The sequence below is a fragment of the Xenorhabdus poinarii G6 genome (assembly GCF_000968175.1).
In the GTDB taxonomy this organism is placed as follows: domain Bacteria; phylum Pseudomonadota; class Gammaproteobacteria; order Enterobacterales; family Enterobacteriaceae; genus Xenorhabdus; species Xenorhabdus poinarii.
This window is the reverse complement of the sequence record NZ_FO704551.1, coordinates 1,590,637-1,611,318: the sequence shown is the minus strand read 5'-3', so window position 1 is coordinate 1,611,318 and position 20,682 is coordinate 1,590,637. Positions and strand designations below refer to the sequence as shown.

At 42.0% G+C, this 20,682-nt stretch carries 17 protein-coding genes and 1 pseudogene; 9 read left to right on the top strand and 9 right to left on the bottom strand.

Going from position 1 to position 20,682, the window contains the following annotated elements; translation table 11 throughout:
• Positions 1-249 precede the first annotated feature (249 nt).
• Positions 250-1,113, bottom strand: coding sequence for a helix-turn-helix domain-containing protein (locus XPG1_RS07395; RefSeq protein ID WP_045958512.1), 864 nt, complete (start codon positions 1,111-1,113; stop codon positions 250-252).
• 652 nt (positions 1,114-1,765) lie between these two features.
• Between XPG1_RS07395 and xthA the strand changes: the two genes are divergently transcribed.
• A complete protein-coding gene (gene xthA / locus XPG1_RS07390) occupies positions 1,766-2,572 on the top strand; it encodes an exodeoxyribonuclease III (RefSeq protein WP_045958511.1) in 807 nt (268 codons plus the stop codon).
• A gap of 55 nt (positions 2,573-2,627) precedes the next feature.
• Here the strand turns inward: xthA and XPG1_RS07385 are convergent, their stop codons facing one another.
• From XPG1_RS07385 to XPG1_RS07375, 3 genes and pseudogenes are all read right to left on the bottom strand, one after another.
• Entirely contained in the window at positions 2,628-4,574 is a 1,947-nt protein-coding gene (locus XPG1_RS07385; RefSeq protein WP_045958510.1) for a DNA topoisomerase III, read from the bottom strand.
• Between the two features lie 4 nt (positions 4,575-4,578).
• Positions 4,579-4,722: pseudogene (locus XPG1_RS07380) on the bottom strand (selenide, water dikinase SelD); the annotation flags it as partial.
• A gap of 96 nt (positions 4,723-4,818) precedes the next feature.
• On the bottom strand, positions 4,819-5,370 hold the full coding sequence (locus XPG1_RS07375; RefSeq protein ID WP_045958508.1) for an NAD(P)H nitroreductase: 552 nt from the start codon (positions 5,368-5,370) through the stop codon (positions 4,819-4,821).
• A 167-nt stretch (positions 5,371-5,537) separates the two neighbouring features.
• On the opposite strand from XPG1_RS07375, the gene sppA reads away from it, so the two are divergent.
• The 5 genes from sppA to XPG1_RS07350 all read left to right on the top strand — a co-directional run bounded on the left by sppA (position 5,538) and on the right by XPG1_RS07350 (position 11,430).
• Positions 5,538-7,418 carry a signal peptide peptidase SppA gene (gene sppA / locus XPG1_RS07370; RefSeq protein WP_045958507.1) on the top strand — a complete coding sequence of 627 codons (1,881 nt, stop codon included), beginning with the start codon at positions 5,538-5,540 and terminating at the stop codon, positions 7,416-7,418.
• 110 nt (positions 7,419-7,528) lie between these two features.
• Positions 7,529-8,548: an asparaginase gene (gene ansA, locus XPG1_RS07365; protein WP_045958506.1), complete on the top strand. Its 1,020-nt coding sequence runs from the start codon at positions 7,529-7,531 to the stop codon at positions 8,546-8,548.
• Positions 8,549-8,572: 24 nt separating this feature from the next.
• Complete coding sequence (pncA, locus tag XPG1_RS07360; RefSeq protein ID WP_045958505.1) at positions 8,573-9,208, top strand: bifunctional nicotinamidase/pyrazinamidase; 636 nt, start codon at positions 8,573-8,575, stop codon at positions 9,206-9,208.
• 407 nt (positions 9,209-9,615) lie between these two features.
• Positions 9,616-10,023 (top strand): hypothetical protein, encoded by a 408-nt coding sequence (locus XPG1_RS07355; RefSeq protein WP_045958504.1) that lies wholly within the window; start codon positions 9,616-9,618, stop codon positions 10,021-10,023.
• A gap of 162 nt (positions 10,024-10,185) precedes the next feature.
• The gene (locus XPG1_RS07350; protein ID WP_045958503.1) at positions 10,186-11,430 is read left to right on the top strand and encodes an insecticidal delta-endotoxin domain-containing protein; all 1,245 of its coding nucleotides are present in this window, start codon (positions 10,186-10,188) and stop codon (positions 11,428-11,430) included.
• 85 nt (positions 11,431-11,515) lie between these two features.
• Here the strand turns inward: XPG1_RS07350 and XPG1_RS07345 are convergent, their stop codons facing one another.
• Both XPG1_RS07345 and msrB read right to left on the bottom strand, forming a co-directional pair.
• Positions 11,516-11,797, bottom strand: a complete 282-nt coding sequence (locus XPG1_RS07345) for a YeaC family protein (RefSeq protein WP_045958502.1) — start codon at positions 11,795-11,797, stop codon at positions 11,516-11,518.
• A gap of 174 nt (positions 11,798-11,971) precedes the next feature.
• Positions 11,972-12,385 carry a peptide-methionine (R)-S-oxide reductase MsrB gene (msrB, locus tag XPG1_RS07340; protein ID WP_045958501.1) on the bottom strand — a complete coding sequence of 138 codons (414 nt, stop codon included), beginning with the start codon at positions 12,383-12,385 and terminating at the stop codon, positions 11,972-11,974.
• A 333-nt stretch (positions 12,386-12,718) separates the two neighbouring features.
• Between msrB and gapA the strand changes: the two genes are divergently transcribed.
• Positions 12,719-13,714, top strand: coding sequence for a glyceraldehyde-3-phosphate dehydrogenase (gapA, locus tag XPG1_RS07335; RefSeq protein ID WP_045960554.1), 996 nt, complete (start codon positions 12,719-12,721; stop codon positions 13,712-13,714).
• A 266-nt stretch (positions 13,715-13,980) separates the two neighbouring features.
• Positions 13,981-14,889: a D-hexose-6-phosphate mutarotase gene (locus XPG1_RS07325; protein ID WP_045958499.1), complete on the top strand. Its 909-nt coding sequence runs from the start codon at positions 13,981-13,983 to the stop codon at positions 14,887-14,889.
• Between the two features lie 117 nt (positions 14,890-15,006).
• Here XPG1_RS07325 and alr read toward each other — a convergent pair whose 3' ends face one another.
• The 3 genes from alr to fadR all read right to left on the bottom strand — a co-directional run bounded on the left by alr (position 15,007) and on the right by fadR (position 18,787).
• Entirely contained in the window at positions 15,007-16,074 is a 1,068-nt protein-coding gene (gene alr, locus XPG1_RS07320; protein ID WP_045958498.1) for an alanine racemase, read from the bottom strand.
• Between the two features lie 21 nt (positions 16,075-16,095).
• On the bottom strand, positions 16,096-17,397 hold the full coding sequence (locus tag XPG1_RS07315) for a D-amino acid dehydrogenase (RefSeq protein WP_045958497.1): 1,302 nt from the start codon (positions 17,395-17,397) through the stop codon (positions 16,096-16,098).
• A gap of 667 nt (positions 17,398-18,064) precedes the next feature.
• Positions 18,065-18,787 carry a fatty acid metabolism transcriptional regulator FadR gene (gene fadR, locus XPG1_RS07310; protein ID WP_045958496.1) on the bottom strand — a complete coding sequence of 241 codons (723 nt, stop codon included), beginning with the start codon at positions 18,785-18,787 and terminating at the stop codon, positions 18,065-18,067.
• A gap of 239 nt (positions 18,788-19,026) precedes the next feature.
• Here fadR and nhaB point away from each other — a divergent pair, with 239 nt between their 5' ends.
• Positions 19,027-20,568, top strand: a complete 1,542-nt coding sequence (gene nhaB, locus XPG1_RS07305) for a sodium/proton antiporter NhaB (RefSeq protein WP_045958495.1) — start codon at positions 19,027-19,029, stop codon at positions 20,566-20,568.
• Positions 20,569-20,682: the final 114 nt, after the last annotated feature.

Here is a 20,682-nt window from a genome sequence, read left to right as displayed (position 1 = left end):
CATACTCTCTTGAATGTCATCCACAGTTCACACAATCATAGCAATATTTGCTAATCAACAAGTGAAAACAAAAACAATCGCAAAATTATCGAGTTAGAAGACGTTAATCTACTCTGCCAGCATCCCAGTTAGATCAGGGTAAAATAAGCAGAATCAATCATCAGGATAAGATGTCAGGATCTATTCTAAGCGCTGACAAGTACCAATAGCGGAGCAGGAAAGTCTGATTGCTCGCTCCGCTTATGCAATCTACTCCATATCACTAACAGAGTCGATGAAACGATTTAATACACTTGAATGCGATTTTGATTTGTAGACATAACACTGATTAACGGCATCAGGCCGTGATATTGGAATGAAACCTAAGCTGTCTCCCCCTTCCAATGCACCGGAGTGGGAATCTGTGATACAAACATAATCCGTTGACTGAATAAAATTGAGGCAGCATTCTATATTATCCATCTGCCGAATATTCACTTTTTCTCCACTTTTTATCATTTCCTCTTCCAAACCCTTTACCAAATTACCTTTATAGAGTACTGGGTCACATAACCATGTTCTCTTTTTCAGCAATTGAGTAAAATCCCCATTGACTTCATCTAATAACTCTTTACGACAGCAGATCCCCAAATTTGGCCCATCAATTTTTCGTACAAGACTGAATCGATCACTCAGTATTTTTTCTGAGCTTAAGATTATTGTATTACCCTCATAATCAACTATTTCATCAATGTTATCATAACAGAAGCGTAATATATTAACTTGAGCATTATTTCTATCCGCCGCTTTATAAAGTGAAATCAGATGTTTTTTCTTACCCCAATCATGGTATATATTCACAACATTACAAATACTCCCGCTAATGTGTTTCTTTGTAATTTCTTTCTCTTTCAAATAAAGTTCTTTCAAGTCATTATATAACTCCACTCCGTCTTTGGTCAGAATCATACCAAACTTCTCCCTTTTAAATAAGCGCTTTCCTAACGTCGCTTCGAAGTCTTTAATTGATTTAGCGACTGGGGGAGTCGTACGGTTCATCACTCTTGCCGCCTTGCTTAAAGAACCCATTTCCACCACCGCCATGAATGCTTCTAATTTACGAGAAAAAAACATAATTCACCGTTCCTATATAACTTGTGGCTAAAATAATTTCCTTGAAATGGCCTTCTCATCAGGTAACCGCTAAATCAAACTTGATATTATGAAGGTATAATTTTGTACAATAAAAACAGCTATTTTTCAAATGACATTTATATAAAATGTCAGTCCCTGATGCAATAATGCGGTTTAGATGAACGATATAATTCACCTATATCATGATGAATATTCCACCGTGATTGTAAGCCACTAATAAATATAACCATGACTTACACATTCAAATTTCTATCAGAGATTGATTAACTCTTCTACTTTTTCATTAATTAATTTTTGTAACACATGACATAAAATAAATTTTCAGGATAAAAATCTTTACTGAAACTTATAATAACAAATGCTTAATATAACTTCAAATAATTAATGGGTTATTATACATCAATTAATTTACCACATTATTCATGTTGCATTTTTTATTATTTTTAAAACGATTCGGCACTGTAAATTTAGGGTAACGAAAGTATTATATTCAATATCGTATTACATATAGGAGTAAAATGGCGTGTTATCAAGATAATTAGGCTAAATTTATTACTTAATAAACAGTTACATCTTTATTTATATCTGTTAACATTAAAAATAGTCAGATTAAATAGGTGATTAAAACGATATGAAATTTATATCATTCAATATAAATGGACTAAGAGCACGTCCCCATCAACTCGCTGCCATTGTTGAACAGCACCAACCCGACGTTATCGGATTACAAGAAATAAAAGTCCACGATGATATGTTTCCCCTGGAAGACGTGGGTAAACTGGGTTATCACGTTTTCTTTCATGGTCAAAAATCACATTACGGTGTCGCCTTGTTAACTCGTCAACAACCAAAAGAAATCCGTAAAGGTTTTCCGACTGATGCCGATGATGCACAACGTCGCATCATTATGGCCGATATCGAGACGCCCCTTGGTTTATTAACCGTCATCAATGGCTATTTTCCACAAGGTGAGAGCCGTGATCATCCGATCAAATTTCCGGCAAAAGAAAAATTTTATCAGGATCTGCATACCTACTTAAACACTCACCATTCTCCCAAATCCCATATCTTGATTATGGGAGACATGAACATCAGCCCAACGGATCTTGATATTGGTATCGGAGAAAATAACCAGAAACGCTGGTTGAAGACGGGGAAATGTTCTTTCTTACCCGAAGAGAGAGCATGGATGGATCGCCTGAAAACTTGGGGATTTATTGATACATTCCGGGCACAACACCCTGAAGCCCGTGACCAGTTTTCCTGGTTTGACTATCGTTCAAAAGGCTTTGATGATAATCGTGGGCTGCGTATCGATTTGCTGCTTGCCAGCCATTCGTTGGCAGAAAGATGTCTCTCTTCCGGTATTGACTATGCGATTCGCAGCATGGAAAAACCGTCCGATCACGCCCCTGTTTGGTCAGAATTCAAACTCTGAGCCGCAACAATGGAACGCAGCATCCTCTGTGATGATGCTGCGTTATTATTCTGGACTAAGCTTGATCGGTTTGCTTTTTCTTTCCTCTATTTTTACCGGGTTTAATCTGTTTTTCTTTGCCTTTCTTCGGACTCGCAGACACCGGGGGCAAATTCCTAAAGGCGGTCAGGTTACGGTACTGTTTTGCCTGCCAGATTAATTGTTGCAATGTTTCCTGTAACGGCAGCATAAAATCCTGATAACGGAATTTCTTTTCGCTGATTTGTGTCAGGCGAGACTCCCAATGAGCCGTCATATCTGGTAATACTGCCATCTCCGGTAATACATGAATCAAAGCCCTGCCAGCCGGAGTAGCATGAATATGACGCCCTTTCTTGTACAGGAACTCTCGTTTGAATAGCAGTTCAATTATCCCCGCTCTGGTCGCCTCTGTTCCCAATCCATCGGTTGCCCGGAGTACTTTTTTCAATGCCTTATCCTGTACAAATCGGGCGATTCCCGTCATTGCAGACAATAATGTTGCATCAGTAAAAGGCCTTGGTGGTTGAGTCTGCTTCTCCACCACTTCTCCTTTCTCACACAACAATTCATCGCCTTTCTCAACAATAGGTAATGGCGTACCTTCATTCTCCTCATCCCGTTCCTTATTGCCAAGCAAAGTTCGCCAACCCGCTTCAGCCAGAAAACGCGCCTTCGCGATAAATTTCCCCCCCGCAATATCAAGCTCAATCGTACACTTTCGGAATACGGCATCAGGGAAAAACTGCATCAGGTACTGTCGGGCAATCAAACCATAAATATGGTTTTCATTTTCTGTTAAATTCACTTGGCTACTGCGAGCGGTAGGCACAATCGCATGGTGAGCATCAACCTTCTTATCATCCCAGCAGCGGTTCCTTATCTCCACATCCAAGGCATCCTGCGGGAGTAAATAGGCGGCATGAACCGAGATGGCATTCAATACCGCATGACGACCCACAAAATGTTCTTCTGGCAAATAACGGCTGTCTGAACGTGGATAAGTGATCAACTTATGGGTTTCATAAAGCCGCTGACAAAGATCAAGCACCTCCTGGGCACTCAAGCCAAAACGCTTGGCCGCTTCAATCTGCAAAGATGAAAGAGAAAACGGTAATGGCGCGGTTTCTGATTCACGCTTGTCTTGATAAGCAGCAACATAGGCGGGTTGCCCCGTAATGCGCGCTACGACATGCTCAGCCAACGGCCGATGGATAATTCGCCCCTCTTCGTCCTGAAAATCAATACAAGATTCACTCGGTTGCCATAAGGCCGTAAACCGCTCTTCATTTGGCGTCACAATATGTGCTTTCACTTCAAAGAAGTCTTTCGGCACGAAATGTTCTATCTCTTCATCACGACGTACAACCAGGCCTAACACAGGTGTCTGAACTCTTCCAACTGATAGTACCCCCTGATAACCTGCATTTTTACCTAATAAGGTATAAGCACGGGTCATATTAATGCCATAAAGCCAGTCTGCCCTGGCTCTGGCAAGTGCAGAAACACACAAAGGAATAAACTCCCGGTTGCTTCGCAGCCGCCCAATGGCCTTTGTGACCGCCTGAGGATTCAGGTCGTTAATCAGGCAACGTTGGACATTTTGTTTTTTCTCAATCTCCAGATCGAGAAAATCCAGAACTTCATCCACCAAAAGCTGCCCTTCACGATCAGGGTCACCCGCATGGACGATTTCATTTGCCTTTTCCAACAGGGATTTAATCGTATTGAGTTGTTTAGCCACAGCCGCCCGTGGCTTTAACTGCCATTTTTCAGGCATGATCGGTAAATCAGCCAATACCCAACGAGCATAACGACTATCATAGGCATCGGGTTCAGATTGCTCCAATAGATGGCCGACACACCAGGTCACGAACTGGTGGTTACCACATTCGATAAACCCATCCCCGCGTCGATGGGGTTTTGGTAAAACATCCGCGATGGCTCTCGCCAGGCTAGGCTTTTCTGCAATAAAAAGACGCATGGAATTATTCAAAAACTTCAATTAATGCCCTGTCTGAGCATGGCTCAGTCAGTTCACCAATAGCAATAAGATCAATATTGTGGCTACGTGCAACGGCTTTTACCGCTGCCACGGCATCTGGCAAAACGGCCAGCAATAAACCACCCGAATCAACATTTGTCAGTCTCGGCACTATTTTGCAGCCACACCCAGCACCATGACTGTATTGAGTCAAACGGATTTTAGTTGACATTAGTCGCTCCTGTTAGAAGTAACTGACAAAATTTGCCAAATCGGGTGTCGTCACTTTTGCTAGCATCTTGAGTTCCGGTGTTCCCAGGTAGAGGAATCCAACAATTTTATCATTTTCCCCACATCCCAAACCGGCTCTGACAATCGGATCTTCTGTCCATGCACCGGAACGCCATATCCCCCCAAAACCCTGCGCGACTGCTGCCATTTGCATGGCTTGAACGGCACAGCCCGCCGCAACGATTTGCTCCCATGCCGGAACTTTCACATGTTCAACAACCTTCGCAATAACCGTAATAATCATAGGCGCCCGATAAGGAGCACTTTTTGCTTTTTCTTCAACGTCTTTTCCTAATCCTCCTTCAACAGCGGCTTTTGCAAGCAGCTGGCTGAATTTATCAATGCCTTTTCCCTGCATGACGACAAAATGCCACGGACGCAATGCACCATGGTCAGGCGCCCTCATGCCTGCAGCCAAAATATGCTGTAATTCCTTTCCTTCGGGTGCAGGGGTTGTTAAACGTGAAACTGAACGACGATTCAACAAAAGTTCCAAAGCATTCATTCTTTTCTCCTAGATAAGATAATCTGTCATCAACTGACATTCTCCGTGTATTCACGAACGATTGAAAGTACATAAACTGTTTTTTCAACCACGTACACAATTTCCAGCTGACATTTCCAAACAAGCTGATTAGGATAACCCCATTTGATACCATAATTGGAGACGATATGCGTACTTTATGGAACTTCATCACAACCCTATTTAAGTGGAGTTGGGCGTTCTTAAATTTTATTCGTCAATTTATTTCCAACCTCATTTTTATTGTGCTTATTATTATTGTTGTTGCTGGCGTCGTCGCTTATCATCAACATACCAAAACCGACAGTCACTATCAGGGTGCGTTATACATCGACTTGTCCGGTTATGTGTCTGACCAGAACAGTACCCGCGATCCATTCGCACAATTCGGTCAGAGTCTGATGAACCCATCCAGTGGCAATCATAAAGATGCTTCCTTGTTCGACATTGTGAACAGTATACGCCACGCAAAAAACGACCATAAAATTAAAGGGATCGTATTAAAGCTGGATAGATTTCTCGGCTCAGATCAAGCTTCCATGCAATATATTGGTAAGGCCATCAATGAATTTAAAGCATCCGGTAAACCTGTTTTTGCGATTGGTGATTCTTATAGTCAAGAACAATATTACTTAGCCAGCTATGCCGATAAAATATACTTATATCCATTAGGTGTTGTTGATATTCATGGTTTATCAAGCAATCATATATACTACAAGTCGCTGTTAGATAAGTTGAAAGTATCCACTCATGTTTTCCGTGTGGGAACGTATAAATCAGCAGTTGAACCCATCTTACGTGACAATATGTCCAAAGAAGCGCGTGAAGCAGACAGCCTCTGGATTAACGAGCTTTGGAATAATTATTTAAATACTATTGCGGCTAACAGACATATTCCTGTCGAACAAGTTTTTCCCGGGGATAACTTAATCGAGAAATTCCGTCAGGTTGGCGGAGATGCCACACTGTATGCCTATAAAAACAAACTGGTGGACTATATTGAGCCACGTAATGTTGTTGAAAATAAAATGCGCAAGGAATTTGGTTGGGATAAAGGAAGAGAGCATTTCAATTACATCAGCATTTATGACTATATAGCCCAACATCCTATTCAAAACACAACCGATAATACAGGGAATATTGCTGTTATTGTTGCAGAAGGCGCCATCGTCGAAGGTAAACAATCATTCTTCGGTACGGCTGGAAGTGATATTATTGTTAAACAACTACGTGAAGCACATCATAACCCCCACATAAAAGCTATTATATTACGCGTCAATAGCCCTGGTGGTGGCATCGGTGCATCTGAAATTATTCGCAATGAATTGGACGCAATCAAGTATGATAAGACAGGCAATGCAAAACCCATCGTCGTTTCAATGGGGGGAGTAACGGCCTCAGGCGGTTACTGGATATCGACGCCTGCTAACTATATTATTGCGTCTCCAAGTACATTAACCGGTTCTATTGGTGTTTTTGGTATCATCCAAACCTTTGAAAAGACCCTCAACGACATTGGTGTGTATACCGACGGAATTGCAACCAGCCCACTCGCTGATGTTTCTGCCACGAAAGGTCTCAACCAGACTGCTGCCGATTTAATACAGCTAGCGACCGAAAATAGTTACAGTAAGTTTATCGAGTTAGTTGCAAAATCTCGCCATAAATCAACTGAGGAAATCAATAACATTGCTCAGGGGCGCGTTTGGAGCGGTATTGACGCTAAAAAATGGGGTTTAGTTGATCAATTGGGTGATTTTGATGATGCCGTTAAAAAAGCAGCTGAATTAGCCGGGATCAAAAACGTATCGCTAGACTGGATACAAACGAAGCCTTCATTTTCTGAGAAATTTTTGTTCGGAATAGGTTCATCCGCGCAGGCTCTGTTACCAAACACCTTGCAGTCCATGTTACCGGCTCCATTTGCCGAAGCTGTTCAAGATGTGAAAAAGCAGGCCTCATTTTATAACAATATGAATGATCCACGGAATATCTATACTTTCTGTCTGGATTGTGTTGATGTCCGCTAGAAACGCCCCATTTAGTCGCTGACAAATTTAAAGCCTGATTTCACCATCAGGCTTTTTTTATTCCTGATACTCCCTATAATCCGGTTAATTGTTTTTATTGAGATGTTATCATGCAGAAGAAATCCATCTATGTTGTTTACACTGGCGGTACGATTGGAATGCAACATTCCTCTCAAGGATACATTCCCGTTTCTGGTCACTTACAGCAACAACTCACCAAAATGCCCGAATTTCACCGTCCAGAAATGCCAACATTCACTATCCGCGAGCATCACCCGCTGATTGACTCCTCTGATATAAGTCCTGACGACTGGCGTATTATCGCAAAGGATATCTACCAGAATTACCATGACTATGATGGCTTTGTCATTCTGCACGGTACGGATACCATGGCGTTCACCGCTTCTGCTCTTTCTTTCCTATTCGAAAACCTCAACAAACCGATTATTGTGACAGGGTCACAAATTCCGCTGGAAGCACTGCGCTCCGATGGGCAAACTAACCTGCTTAATGCGCTATATCTTGCAGCAAACTACCCTATCAACGAAGTCAGCCTCTTCTTCAACAATAAGTTATTTCGGGGAAATAGAACCATCAAAGCCCATGCTGATGGTTTTGATGCCTTCTCATCCCCTAACTGCGCTCCGTTGATGGAAGCCGGGATTAATATTCGCACCTTCAAAACAAATCCCATCCCTGTCAGTCACGGCGAGTTTGTCGTGAATCCGATCACATCACAACCGATTGGTGTTGTGACGATTTATCCTGGCTTATCCAGTCAGGTGGTAGAAAATATTCTGATGCAACCGGTCAAGGCATTGATTTTGCGCTCATACGGTGTTGGCAATGCCCCTCAACGTACCGACTTACTGAAAACATTACAGGAAGCCACCGAGCGCGGCATTATTGTGGTCAATCTGACACAATGTATTTCTGGCCGGGTTAATATGGAAGGCTATGCTACCGGTCATTCTCTGGCCGCATCGGGGGTTATTAGCGGGTATGACATGACTTTCGAAGCGACTTTAACAAAATTGCACTATTTATTGAGCCAATCTTATACAACTGAGGAAATTCGCCACTTGATGCAACAAAATCTGCGTGGAGAATTGAGTTATGCCGATGAATAATAAACAGGTCAATCGGGAAAAATGATGAAAACAGCATTATTACTTGTCGATCTACAAAATGACTTTTGTACCGGGGGCACGCTGGCGGTGAAAGAAAGTGATGCAGTCATTGAGGTCGCCAATAACATGATTGCGTTCTGTCAGGAAAGGCATATCACTGTCATCGCAAGCCAGGATTGGCATCCTGCGAATCACATGAGTTTTGCCGCCAACGCCGGACAAAAAATTGGCGAATTGGGAGAGCTTAATGGTCTTCCCCAAAGATGGTGGCCGAACCATTGTGTACAGGGGCAGTTTGGTGCAGAGTTTCACTCTGCATTAAATCAATCGGCTATTCAGGCCATTTTCCGCAAAGGTGAAAATCCCCAAATAGATAGCTACAGTGCATTTTTCGACAATGACCATAAGAGCAAAACCTACCTGCATGAATGGCTAAGCAAACAGCACATACAGCGACTGTTTGTGATGGGTATCGCCACTGATTATTGCGTAAAATTTACGGTGCTTGATGCCCTGGCACTCGGCTATGAGACGTATGTCATTACCGATGGCTGCCGAGGTGTCAACATTCTGGCGAATGACAGCCAACACGCATTTGAGGACATGGCGGCGAAAGGCGCCAACCTGGTCACCCAAAGCGGGGTTACCGCGATTTTGTGACATAAGTAAACCTGACTGCCTTTCCGAGCTAAAGATCAAGGTGACTCAGACTACACCTGAGTCGCCTCAACGGACTGATGATATGATCGGGATGGATGCGTATCATCAACAGAGAAATTCTTTGAAAAAAGAAAAATAGATATTATTTTAAATAATATACGCTATACGTAGCGTATTTTAAAAAAATAATATCTATTTCACTTCAAATATTATTTATTAAAAGCAACAAATATTAACCCAAACAACCATTTTTTATATTTTACACCATCTTGATAACCTGATTATTATAAGACACCAACTCATTCACCAATAAATAAAACACAATAACAAAATAGATTTTATTTAAAAATGAAATACCTTAAAAACTTTAATTAAAACCATGTGTTAAATTAAACAGGAGAGTTTATATGATCACAATCAATATCAGTGGTGGTAGTGTAACAATTAATAACAATATCAGTTCAGTAACGGATATCCAAAAACCCCTTGATGCAGAACCCCTCTCAGTCACGAATTATAGGGATCTGACAATAGAGCCGCACTCATCTATTCAAGCAGACAGAACGGATACCCCCATTATTCCTGAAACACGTCCTAATTATTATGTCGCTAACTCAGGCCCTGCTTCATCAATTAAAGCTGTGTTTTACTGGTCGCATTCGTTTACATCGGAATGGTTCGAGTATTCATCTATCACGGTCAAAGCAGGAGAGGATGGCATATTAAAATCACCGAGTAATTCCGTATATTACAGTAAGGTAGTCATTTATAATGATACAGATAAGCGGGCTTTTGTGACTGGATATAACATGTAATGATATAACTGTATTATTTCTATATCCATTAGACGTCAACTTGCCTCGCACAAACACAAGACAGCCTTATTCATCCCTGAAACGCAGGGGTGAATAAACGAATATTGTGGGGCAATAATTATCACTAAATAGTTAAATAACACCTTTAAGGTACAAAAAATCATGAATAATAGTCCAATGAATGATCAGTTATCAACAGCACCTTATTCAATTTCGACACCCAATTATGAATGGGATATGTCATCAATCATAAAAGATGCCATTATCGGTGGCATAGGATTTATTCCCGGACCAGGCTCTGCAATCTCTTTTTTATTAGGACTGTTCTGGCCTCAACAGACAGACAATACCTGGGATCAAATCCTCCAAAAAATCGAACAGATGATAGAAGAAGCGAATTTAAAAACCATTAAAGGTATATTAAATGGAGATATACAAGAAATTAAAGGAAAAATGGAACATGTGCAACATATGCTAGAGAGTTCTCCTGGCAGCCAGGAAAGCCATGATGCTTATATGTTTCTGGCAAGGTTTTTGGTCAGTATTGATGAAAAATTCAAATCTTTCGATGATAGAACAAATTATCAAATTCTTCCCATGTACACGAATACCATTATGTTACAAGCGCCTTATTGGAAAATGGGCATCGAAAAGAAAGAAGATATCGGTTTAACCGATATTGAAGTCGGCGAATTAAAAGAACTTATCGATAAATTATATACTAAGTCACATGAGTATATCCATAATACGTATAATCGTGAATATGATAATGCAATCAATACGTCAACCGCAGAGAGTATCACCAATAATTTATTGTCTGTCAGAGGATATTGTTTATTACATGGTTGTGAATGTCTTGAAGTTATTGCGCATATACAAAACAATAGCCTTGATAAAGGCTTCTACCCTACAACGATCAGCTATTCGAATGTTTTCGATCGTCCTACAAACAAAATGAGAATTCAGGCACTTACAGAAGATGACCAAATGCAAGAACCGTTCAAACCTTCTTTCGTCAATGGTCAATATAATAAAATAAAATCATTGGAGGGTTATGTCACAAGGATCGGCAATGCCCCCCGAGTCGGTGGAATTAAAATCACATTTGAAAACAACGCATCTTATACTCTTGGTACTGTGACTTCAGAAACAACCTTTATTGAACTCAATGAAAGTGTTATAACCAGCATAGAAGTGTGGGGAAATGGGGCCGTTGATGAGGCATTCTTTACATTGAGTGACGGTCGCCAAATGCGGCTTGGTCAACGCTATGCCAGTCGCTACAGAAAATATGCCGCCGATGGTCATTATATCTCAGGATTGTACTTAGCCAGTGATGAACCATCCCTTGCTGGTCAAGCCGCCGGTATTGCCGTTTCATATCACATGATTGTTGATAAACAATAAGAGAGAGGCTGCCTTACGACGAACACATAACCTCGTCCTCTTTCTCGTCATGTGAGTAAGGACGAGGTGGTCAATTGATTTTTTTTCAGTCTTCCGACTGGGGTTTCAATTTCGCCACCATGTCGGACTGAAATACAGCCCTTAACTCCTGTTTGCTTTTTACCGTAATTTGGCCATCGGTACCAATTGTCATATGTTCAGGATCATGGTTATGCTTTGCCTGCCAAAGCATCACCGCCTGTAAACTGTATTCTCTTTGTTCTGGTGTGAGTGGGACACCATCCTGCCACTTCCCGAGTTCAACAGCCTGAACGAGCCGTTGATAAATTTCGGGCGTCATGGCAGAAAGTAAATTCTCCAGCTTCATCGATATTTCCTTAATGGCTATATGCACAATTTAACAATATACATGGCATGTTTATTCGCAGGCTACTGGCCAATACGACTATCATGGGGGCTTAAAAGTCACTTAAAACAAGCTGAATCGTTTTAACTCAGCTTATCAATCCAGCATTTCAATTCGGCCTATTCAGATATTCTGTTAACCCGTTGTTTCTTCACCCGTTTCTTTATCCACAAAACGCAGTGCTACTGAATTAATACAAAAACGTTCTCCTGTCGGTTTAGGGCCATCGGGAAAAACATGCCCCAAATGTGCCTGACAGTGGCGACAGCGCACCTCTATTCGGTGCATATTATGAGAGTAATCATCAATATATGTAATGGAGTCTTCATTAATCGATTGGTAAAAACTTGGCCATCCACATCCTGAGTCAAATTTTGTATCAGACAAAAAGAGTGGCTGGCGGCAACACAAACAATGATAAATACCACTTCTTTTATTATGCAGTAGTTTTCCTGAAAATGGCGGCTCAGTGCCGGCTTCTTGTGTCACATAACGCTGAAACTCACTAAGCTGTTCTATGGAAAGGGAAATATTTTGACTTTTAGTCATAATGACCACCTTTTAAGGCCAATATTTTCAATAAAAAACCAACAAAAAATCAACAACAACATGTCAAAACGCATTCTACCCCATTCAACATAGCAATTTACTTTACTAATTGTGATAGTTCTCACATATCTAACCGATGGTAACTTTAAATATTGCCCTATACCCCGATAATGGTGTGCCTGGAGCTTGTTTCAGCGCGATAACCAGCGGCTAGATGGTGATTATAAAATTGATATTTTTCAATTGTTGACACGATTCCGCTTGACGACTGACAAGATTTTGGTAACTTTAGACACAACTTTTAATTCACTAAAAAATAGCTGGTGGAATACTATGACTATCAAAGTAGGTATTAACGGTTTTGGTCGTATCGGCCGTATTGTTTTCCGTGCTGCTCAAGAACGCTCTGACATTGAAATCGTTGCGATCAATGATCTGTTAGATGCAGAATACATGGCTTACATGCTGAAATACGATTCAACCCACGGCCGCTTCAACGGCACTGTTGAAGTGAAAGATGGCCAGTTGGTTGTTAACGGCAAAACCATCCGCGTTACATCTGAAAGAGACCCAGCTAACCTGAAATGGAACGAAGTGGGTGTTGATGTTGTTGCAGAAGCAACGGGTATCTTCCTGACCGATGAAACTGCACGCAAACACATCGCGGCGGGGGCGAAAAAAGTTGTTTTGACTGGCCCATCCAAAGACAATACACCAATGTTTGTTATGGGCGTTAACCACAAGGCTTATGCCGGTCAGGATATCGTTTCTAACGCATCTTGCACCACTAACTGCCTCGCTCCACTGGCTAAAGTTATCAATGACAAATTCGGTATTATCGAAGGTTTGATGACGACAGTTCACGCGACAACAGCCACTCAGAAAACCGTTGACGGCCCTTCAGCGAAAGACTGGCGTGGTGGCCGTGGTGCGGCACAAAACATCATTCCATCTTCTACTGGCGCAGCAAAAGCGGTAGGCAAAGTTATCCCAGAACTGAACGGCAAACTAACGGGTATGTCTTTCCGTGTTCCGACGCCTAACGTCTCAGTTGTTGACCTGACTGTACGTCTGGCTAAATCCGCAAATTACACAGAAATCTGTGATGCCATCAAAGAAGCGGCTGAAGGCGAACTGAAAGGCATTCTGGGCTATACTGCAGATGACGTGGTTTCCACTGATTTTAATGGCGAAAAACTGACTTCTGTCTTTGATGCCAAAGCCGGTATCGCACTGAACGACAACTTTGTAAAACTGGTTTCCTGGTATGACAATGAAACTGGCTATTCCAACAAAGTGCTGGATTTGATCGCTCATATCTCCAAATAATTGCGTTTTTATCCGTGTTCACAAAGCCACCTGTAAACAGGTGGCTTTTCAGGTGACACGACTGCTTTCATGGTTTTGTAACCACTACTATCATTTTTTCCTCAATAAAAATAAAGAAATTTTAATTTCAGTGTGGAACACATCGAAAATAAATTTGAAATGCCTGTTGTCGTAGACAAAATAACCCTGTTTATCTCCCCAACATATTGAGCTATTCTTTTTCCTGGATTCAACTACCAAATTGAGTTTACATAAGGTCATGACAAATGCTTGACAAAATTTTCTCATTACCCGTTGTAGAGCAGATTTCTCCTTATATCAGCCAACGAAACATCGGTGATTTTCCATTAATTGTTGTTTCCCATCCTAAAGCCCGTGGCGTGATCAGTCTTCAAGGCGCCCATTTGATGACATGGCAGCCTAACAACGAAAAGCCTGTATTATGGGTCAGCGATAACACCCACTTTCGTGCTGGTACAGCTATTCGTGGTGGTATTCCTATCTGTTGGCCCTGGTTTGGTTCGTCTGCAACCCCCAGCCACGGATTTGCACGGATATTACCCTGGGAATTTAAAGCCCATACTGAGAATGAAAATGGCGTTATATTGACATTCACATTGCAAGATAACACCTATACCCATCAGTTATGGCCACATGAATTCACGCTGATCGCACGCTTTAAATTAGGCGAAACTTGCGAAATAGAGCTGGAAGCTCACGGTGAATACCAGGCCACCTGTGCTCTTCATTCTTATTTCAATATCAGTGACATCAATCGAGTTCAGGTCAGTGGGCTAGGTTCTCACTTTATTGATACCCTCTCTGATAGAGAACAATATACCCATGAAGATCTGGCCTTCCACGGAAGAACCGACCGTATTTATACCGAACCAGACGATTTTAGCCTGCTCAGAGATCCTGTCTGGAAACGGACAGTTGAAATACACCACGCTCACCATAGCGATATTGTTTGTTGGAATCCTGGCGCGGCCCTTTCCAGTAGCATGGAAGACATGAGCAAAGAGGGTTACAAAAATATGGCTTGTATTGAAACAGCCCGTATCAACAATCCATTAAAACCTAAGAATGGTCATCCTGACAGACTTTCTATTGTTATTCGCTGTCGTAAATTCTTAGACAACAGTCAGTTTAATGGCAGCAACGAGAAAAAATAACAACCGATCCAGACGCGATTTTGTCGTTAGATAGACTGAAACAGGCATTTATTCCAACACTAAGAATGAAATGCCTGACCATTGTTTCAATACCGAAAAGGGTAAATACAGGAGACATTAAACCACGGTGACAGGAACACGCTTGGCTAAAGCGCATAAAAGTTCATAACCAATAGTGCCGGCGGACTCTGCAACTTCATCGACGGGCAGATTTTCTCCCCACAATTCAACAACACTACCGATACGAGCCTGAGGGCATAACGTTAAATCAACCGTCATCATATCCATTGATATCGCCCCCAACAATTGGGTTCTAATACCATCAACCATGACAGGTGTTCCCGTTGGCGCATGCCGTGGATATCCATCGGCATAACCGCAGGCGACGGTGCCTACACGCATGGGTTTCGGGGTGGTATAACAACCGCCATAACCAATTTTTTCCCCCTCAGGCAGTTCATGCACGGCAATGATTTCACTCTGTAATGTCATGGCGGGTTTCAGCCCGATATTGGCAATATCACACCATCTCCCGCTCGGAGAGGCACCATAAAGAATAATACCCGGCCGAACCCAATCCCCGTGTGTTTTCGGATGCCATAAAATCGCACCAGAACTCGCCAGACAATGCGGCAGTGAATTCATTTGCAGACGTTCAACAACGGCAAATTGGCCATCAACCCCCACGTCATTATCCGCGTTGGCAAAATGCGTCATTAAAGTCACTGAATTGATATTGTTAATTCTCCTCACGCTTGAAATTATCTGCGGATACTCTTCTGGCGTAAAACCTAAGCGATTCATGCCACTATTAAGTTTCAAATAAATATCAATGGCGTTATCCAATTTGGCTTTTTCTATTTCATCGATCTGCCAATGACTATGTACTGCGGTTGTCAGGCGGTATTGATTGATAATTTGCAAATCCGCTGGTTTGAAAAAACCTTCCAATAACAAGATTGGCCCTTGCCAGCCCTGCTCCCTTAAATCAATCGCTTCATTCATGTCAAGCAATGCAAATCCATCTGTTTGCATGAGTGATTGCCATATTCTGCTTAATCCATGACCATATGCATTCGCTTTTACGACCGACCAAATTTTACTGTTATTCACTCTCTGGCGAATAATCGACAAATTATGGCGGAATGCATCAAGGTGGATCGTTGCTAAAATAGGACGTGGCATAACAGCTCCTTCTTATTTCATTTATGCTGTATGTAGGCGGGACTTTATTGGACTCACTTTTATATTGAATCCATTGATATATCGGGATACAGAGAGATCATCTGCCGCAATATCGGGCTTTTTGCCAGAAATTAAATCAGCCAGTAATTTCCCTGAACCACAGGCCATCGTCCAACCTAATGTGCCATGTCCGGTATTTAAATAAAGATTCGTATATTTAGTTGGCCCCACAATCGGCGTGCCATCAGGGGTCATCGGACGCAAACCCGTCCAGAATGATGCCTCTGCAATATTGCCCCCATTGTGGTAGAGATCCTGTACAACCATTTTTAACGTTTCACAACGATTCTGTGGGATATTTAAATTAAATCCGACCACTTCTGCCATTCCACCCACACGAATCCGATTATCAAACCGGGTTATCGCAATTTTATAAGTTTCATCCAGAATAGTTGAGATGGGAGCTTTTGACTCATCCATAATCGGCATGGTTAATGAATAACCTTTCATCGGATATACCGGGATTTTAACCAACTCTTTTAATATCTCGGTGGAGTAAGCCCCCATAGCGACCACATAGTGATCCGCTGTCATGATCCCATCATCACATTGGATACCCGTGACTTTACACCCGTCGGTCAAAATCTGTTTAACTTGTTTATTGAAGATGAACGTGACACCCGCTTTTTCGGCCATTTTGGCCAATGCCTTGGTGAAAATCTGACAATCACCGGTTTCATCATTCGGCAATTGCAATCCACCGGTCAATTTATGAGACGAGTGAGCCAGTGCAGGTTCGACTGTCGCTAATTGTTCGGTAGTCAATAACTGATAAGGAACGCCTTCTTGTTTTAACACCTCAATATCATTGGCGGCATTCTCAAATTGCTTCATCGTTCTAAATAATTGCAGTGTTCCCCCCTGACGACCTTCATAGTGAATTCCTGTCTCCGTCCTTAATTGTTTAATACAATCCCGACTATATTCTGCCAGACGTACCATTCTGCTTTTATTCATCGCGTAATGGCTTGCATCGCAATTACGCAGCATCTGCCACATCCAGCGTACTTGAAACAAGGAACCATCAGGGCGCACAGCCAAAGGCGCATGACGTTGAAATATCCACTTGATTGCTTTCAGTGGGATACCCGGTGCCCCCCAGGGCGTCGCATACCCAGGCGATATTTGACCGGCATTACCAGCACTGGTTTCTTCCGCTGCACTATTTTGGCGATCAATCACGATAACTTCATGGCCTGCTTGTGCAAGATACCATGCGCTGGTGACACCAATAACACCACTGCCTAAAATAAGAACCTTCATTCTACCCCCCTATTGGTAAGTCATATTGGCAAGCATAATATGCTAATGATAAAAAGCCAATACAGAATAATAGGCTGTAGCAAAATTTATTATCCTTTAGGATTTAAATCACATTTTAATTACATCACTCGACAAGTCTGATGCGTTGAAAAACAAACAAAAACGGCACAAAAATATAAAATTCAATGAGATAAAAAAGACAAAAATGCTGTTTATCCCCTTTAATTTATCCCTGGCAAAGTGATTTCGCCGGAAAAAAGCAACATTGCATTTACAAAATGTATTTTTGTTTATTCTAAATAAAATAAGATATATAGAATATTATATTGTTTAATTCTGAATTAAACAGCATAAAAATTTAAAAAATGGAATTACACAGTGAGGTGATGATTTTCTGTGAATTATTGATACCCTCGCCTGCATGCCGAAACGGGTAATAAGGTGTTCAGGGTATTTAAGACGGCCTTTCTGTATGAAGGCGTACGTAGTCGGCATTGTATAAGCGGGATTAAGAACAATACCCCAACGATATGGATAATCCCGCATCATATCATCAGACATGATATGAACGCGTAAATCTATACCCACATCACTGGGGTAAATAAACGCGGCCAATCGTGGGGGCAATCAAAAATCGAAGGGGTTAACCAACCAAGACGTGAGACTGCTAATTCATTGAACCTTCAGCTAATTCATCGAGCATCAGGCTCTGCATGCCATGCCAAATAATACCACTTTCCTTACCATAACTCCGCACACAATCCATGATCTTGTCATAGGATTTTTCCCGGCACAGTAAACTTAACTGTTGGTAGAAATTTAACGCCAGCTCACGCGCTTCCGGACTGGAGAAATAATAACGGCCAACACGTGTATATAAGCCTTTCAGTCCATTAATAATCAGACCATAGATGGGATTTCCTGATGCAAAAGCCAGACCCCGGAAAATATCATAATCCACAGCACTGAAAGACTCTGCCGTATCTTTCACATTTTCTTTTTCCGCCAAAATTTCCAGTGACTTTTCAGGATTGTGCCTGAAAGCGGTACGGATAAAGATGGCAGCGATATTTGTCCGCACAGCCAATAGGTTATCAATCAACTGAGGAACACGATCATGATCAAGACGCGCCAACGTTTCCAAAATATTCAGCCCGGAGGTTTCCCAGAAATTATTCACTTTGGTGGGTTTTCCATGCTGAATAGTTAACCAACCATCACGGGCAAGGCGCTGCAATACTTCACGCAAAGTCGTGCGGGTAACCCCAATTAATTCAGACAATTCACGCTCTGCGGGGAGTATAGAACCGGGTGGAAAACGATTATTCCAAATACTTTCAATGAGATACTCTTCCGCAAAACTCGCAGGACTTTGAGCCTTAATGACCATAATTTTAATTATTCCAACGCTGTTTTCTTGGCTAATAATAGCTGCCGATCATACCAGAATGTGTTAGCCCGACATAGTTACCTGGTAAATAAACCCCGAAAGAGTGAAAGCGCTCATAAAAAATGCAATTATTCATCGATTAATTGTGTGTTAACCCCCTTAAATTGCTATCGTTTTCGGCATACTATAAGACCCTTTCCCTTTGTTCCACGTATCCATAAAGAGGAATATTATTCATAATGGAAATCAGTATCCGACGTGCAGTGGTGAAAAACTTTCTCGGCAATTCGCCGGATTGGTACAAACTGGCCATCATGGTTTTTCTTATTATCAATCCACTGGTTTATTTCTTTGTCAGTCCCTTTGTCGCGGGCTGGATGCTCGTTGTTGAATTTATCTTCACTTTAGCGATGGCATTAAAATGCTATCCTCTGCAACCCGGAGGATTGCTTGCCATTGAAGCGGTCATCATCGGTATGACGTCACCAAAACAAATCGGGCACGAAATTCTCAATAATCTGGAAGTCATTTTATTACTGATTTTCATGGTGGCGGGCATTTACTTCATGAAGCAATTATTGCTGTTTGTTTTTACGAAGTTGCTGTTAAGTATCCGATCAAAAAAAATGCTGGCATTGGCATTTTGTCTGGCAAGTGCTTTTTTATCTGCTTTCCTTGATGCCCTGACGGTCATTGCGGTTGTCATTAGTGTATCCGTGGGATTTTACGCCATTTATCACCAGTTTCTTTCTCAAAACAACAACGCTGAATTGAGTGATGATAAATTCATTGACAGCGAAGATAAGAAACAGACGTTAGAACAGTTCCGGGCGTTTCTGCGTAGCCTGATCATGCATGCGGGAGTCGGTACGGCACTCGGCGGTGTCATGACGATGGTAGGCGAGCCACAAAACCTGATCATCGCCAAACACGTTGGCTGGGATTTTCTCCATTTCTTCATCCATATGTCCCCGGTCACCGTTCCTGTCTTTATTTGTGGCTTGCTGGTCTGTTTGTCAGTGGAACACTTTAAACTGTTCGGTTATGGTGCTGAATTGCCTGAACGTGTTCGCTTGGTCTTGGAAAATTATGACCAGAAAGCCAATCAGAAACGTACCCGCCAAGAAAAAGCCCAACTTGTCGTGCAGGCATTGATCGGCATCTGGTTGATCGTGGCACTGGCTTTTCACTTTGCCGAAGTTGGTTTGATTGGTCTGTCAGTCATTATTTTAACGACCGCATTCTGTGGTGTAACCGAAGAACATGCATTGGGTAAAGCATTTGAAGAAGCCTTGCCATTTACCGCGTTGTTAACCGTGTTTTTCTCTGTGGTGGCGGTGATTGTTGACCAACAACTCTTTACGCCATTTATCCAATTTGTTTTACAATCGTCACCCGCATCACAGCTTTCCTTATTTTATCTGTTTAATGGGTTGCTCTCAGCTGTTTCTGATAACGTCTTCGTCGGCACGGTCTACATTAATGAAGCGCTGATGGCGTTGAAAACTGGCCTGATCTCACAACAACAGTATGAGTATTTAGCCGTTGCCATCAACACAGGAACGAATTTACCCTCCGTAGCAACCCCAAATGGGCAGGCCGCGTTCCTATTCCTGCTGACTTCTGCCCTATCCCCGCTGATCCGCCTCTCTTATGGCAGGATGGTCATGATGGCACTACCTTATACGATTGTGATGACACTGGTCGGTCTATTATGTGTCGAGTTCTGGTTGGTGCCGGCGACTGAATATCTTGTTAAACTCGGTTTAATCATCCCATAATCATCATTCACTGAGTTTATCGTTGTATCCTGCCGGAGAGTGTGTCACACCACACTTTCCGGCTTTTTTATTCATGACCTTTCTGAAAAAAATAGATTGATTGATAATAAGTTT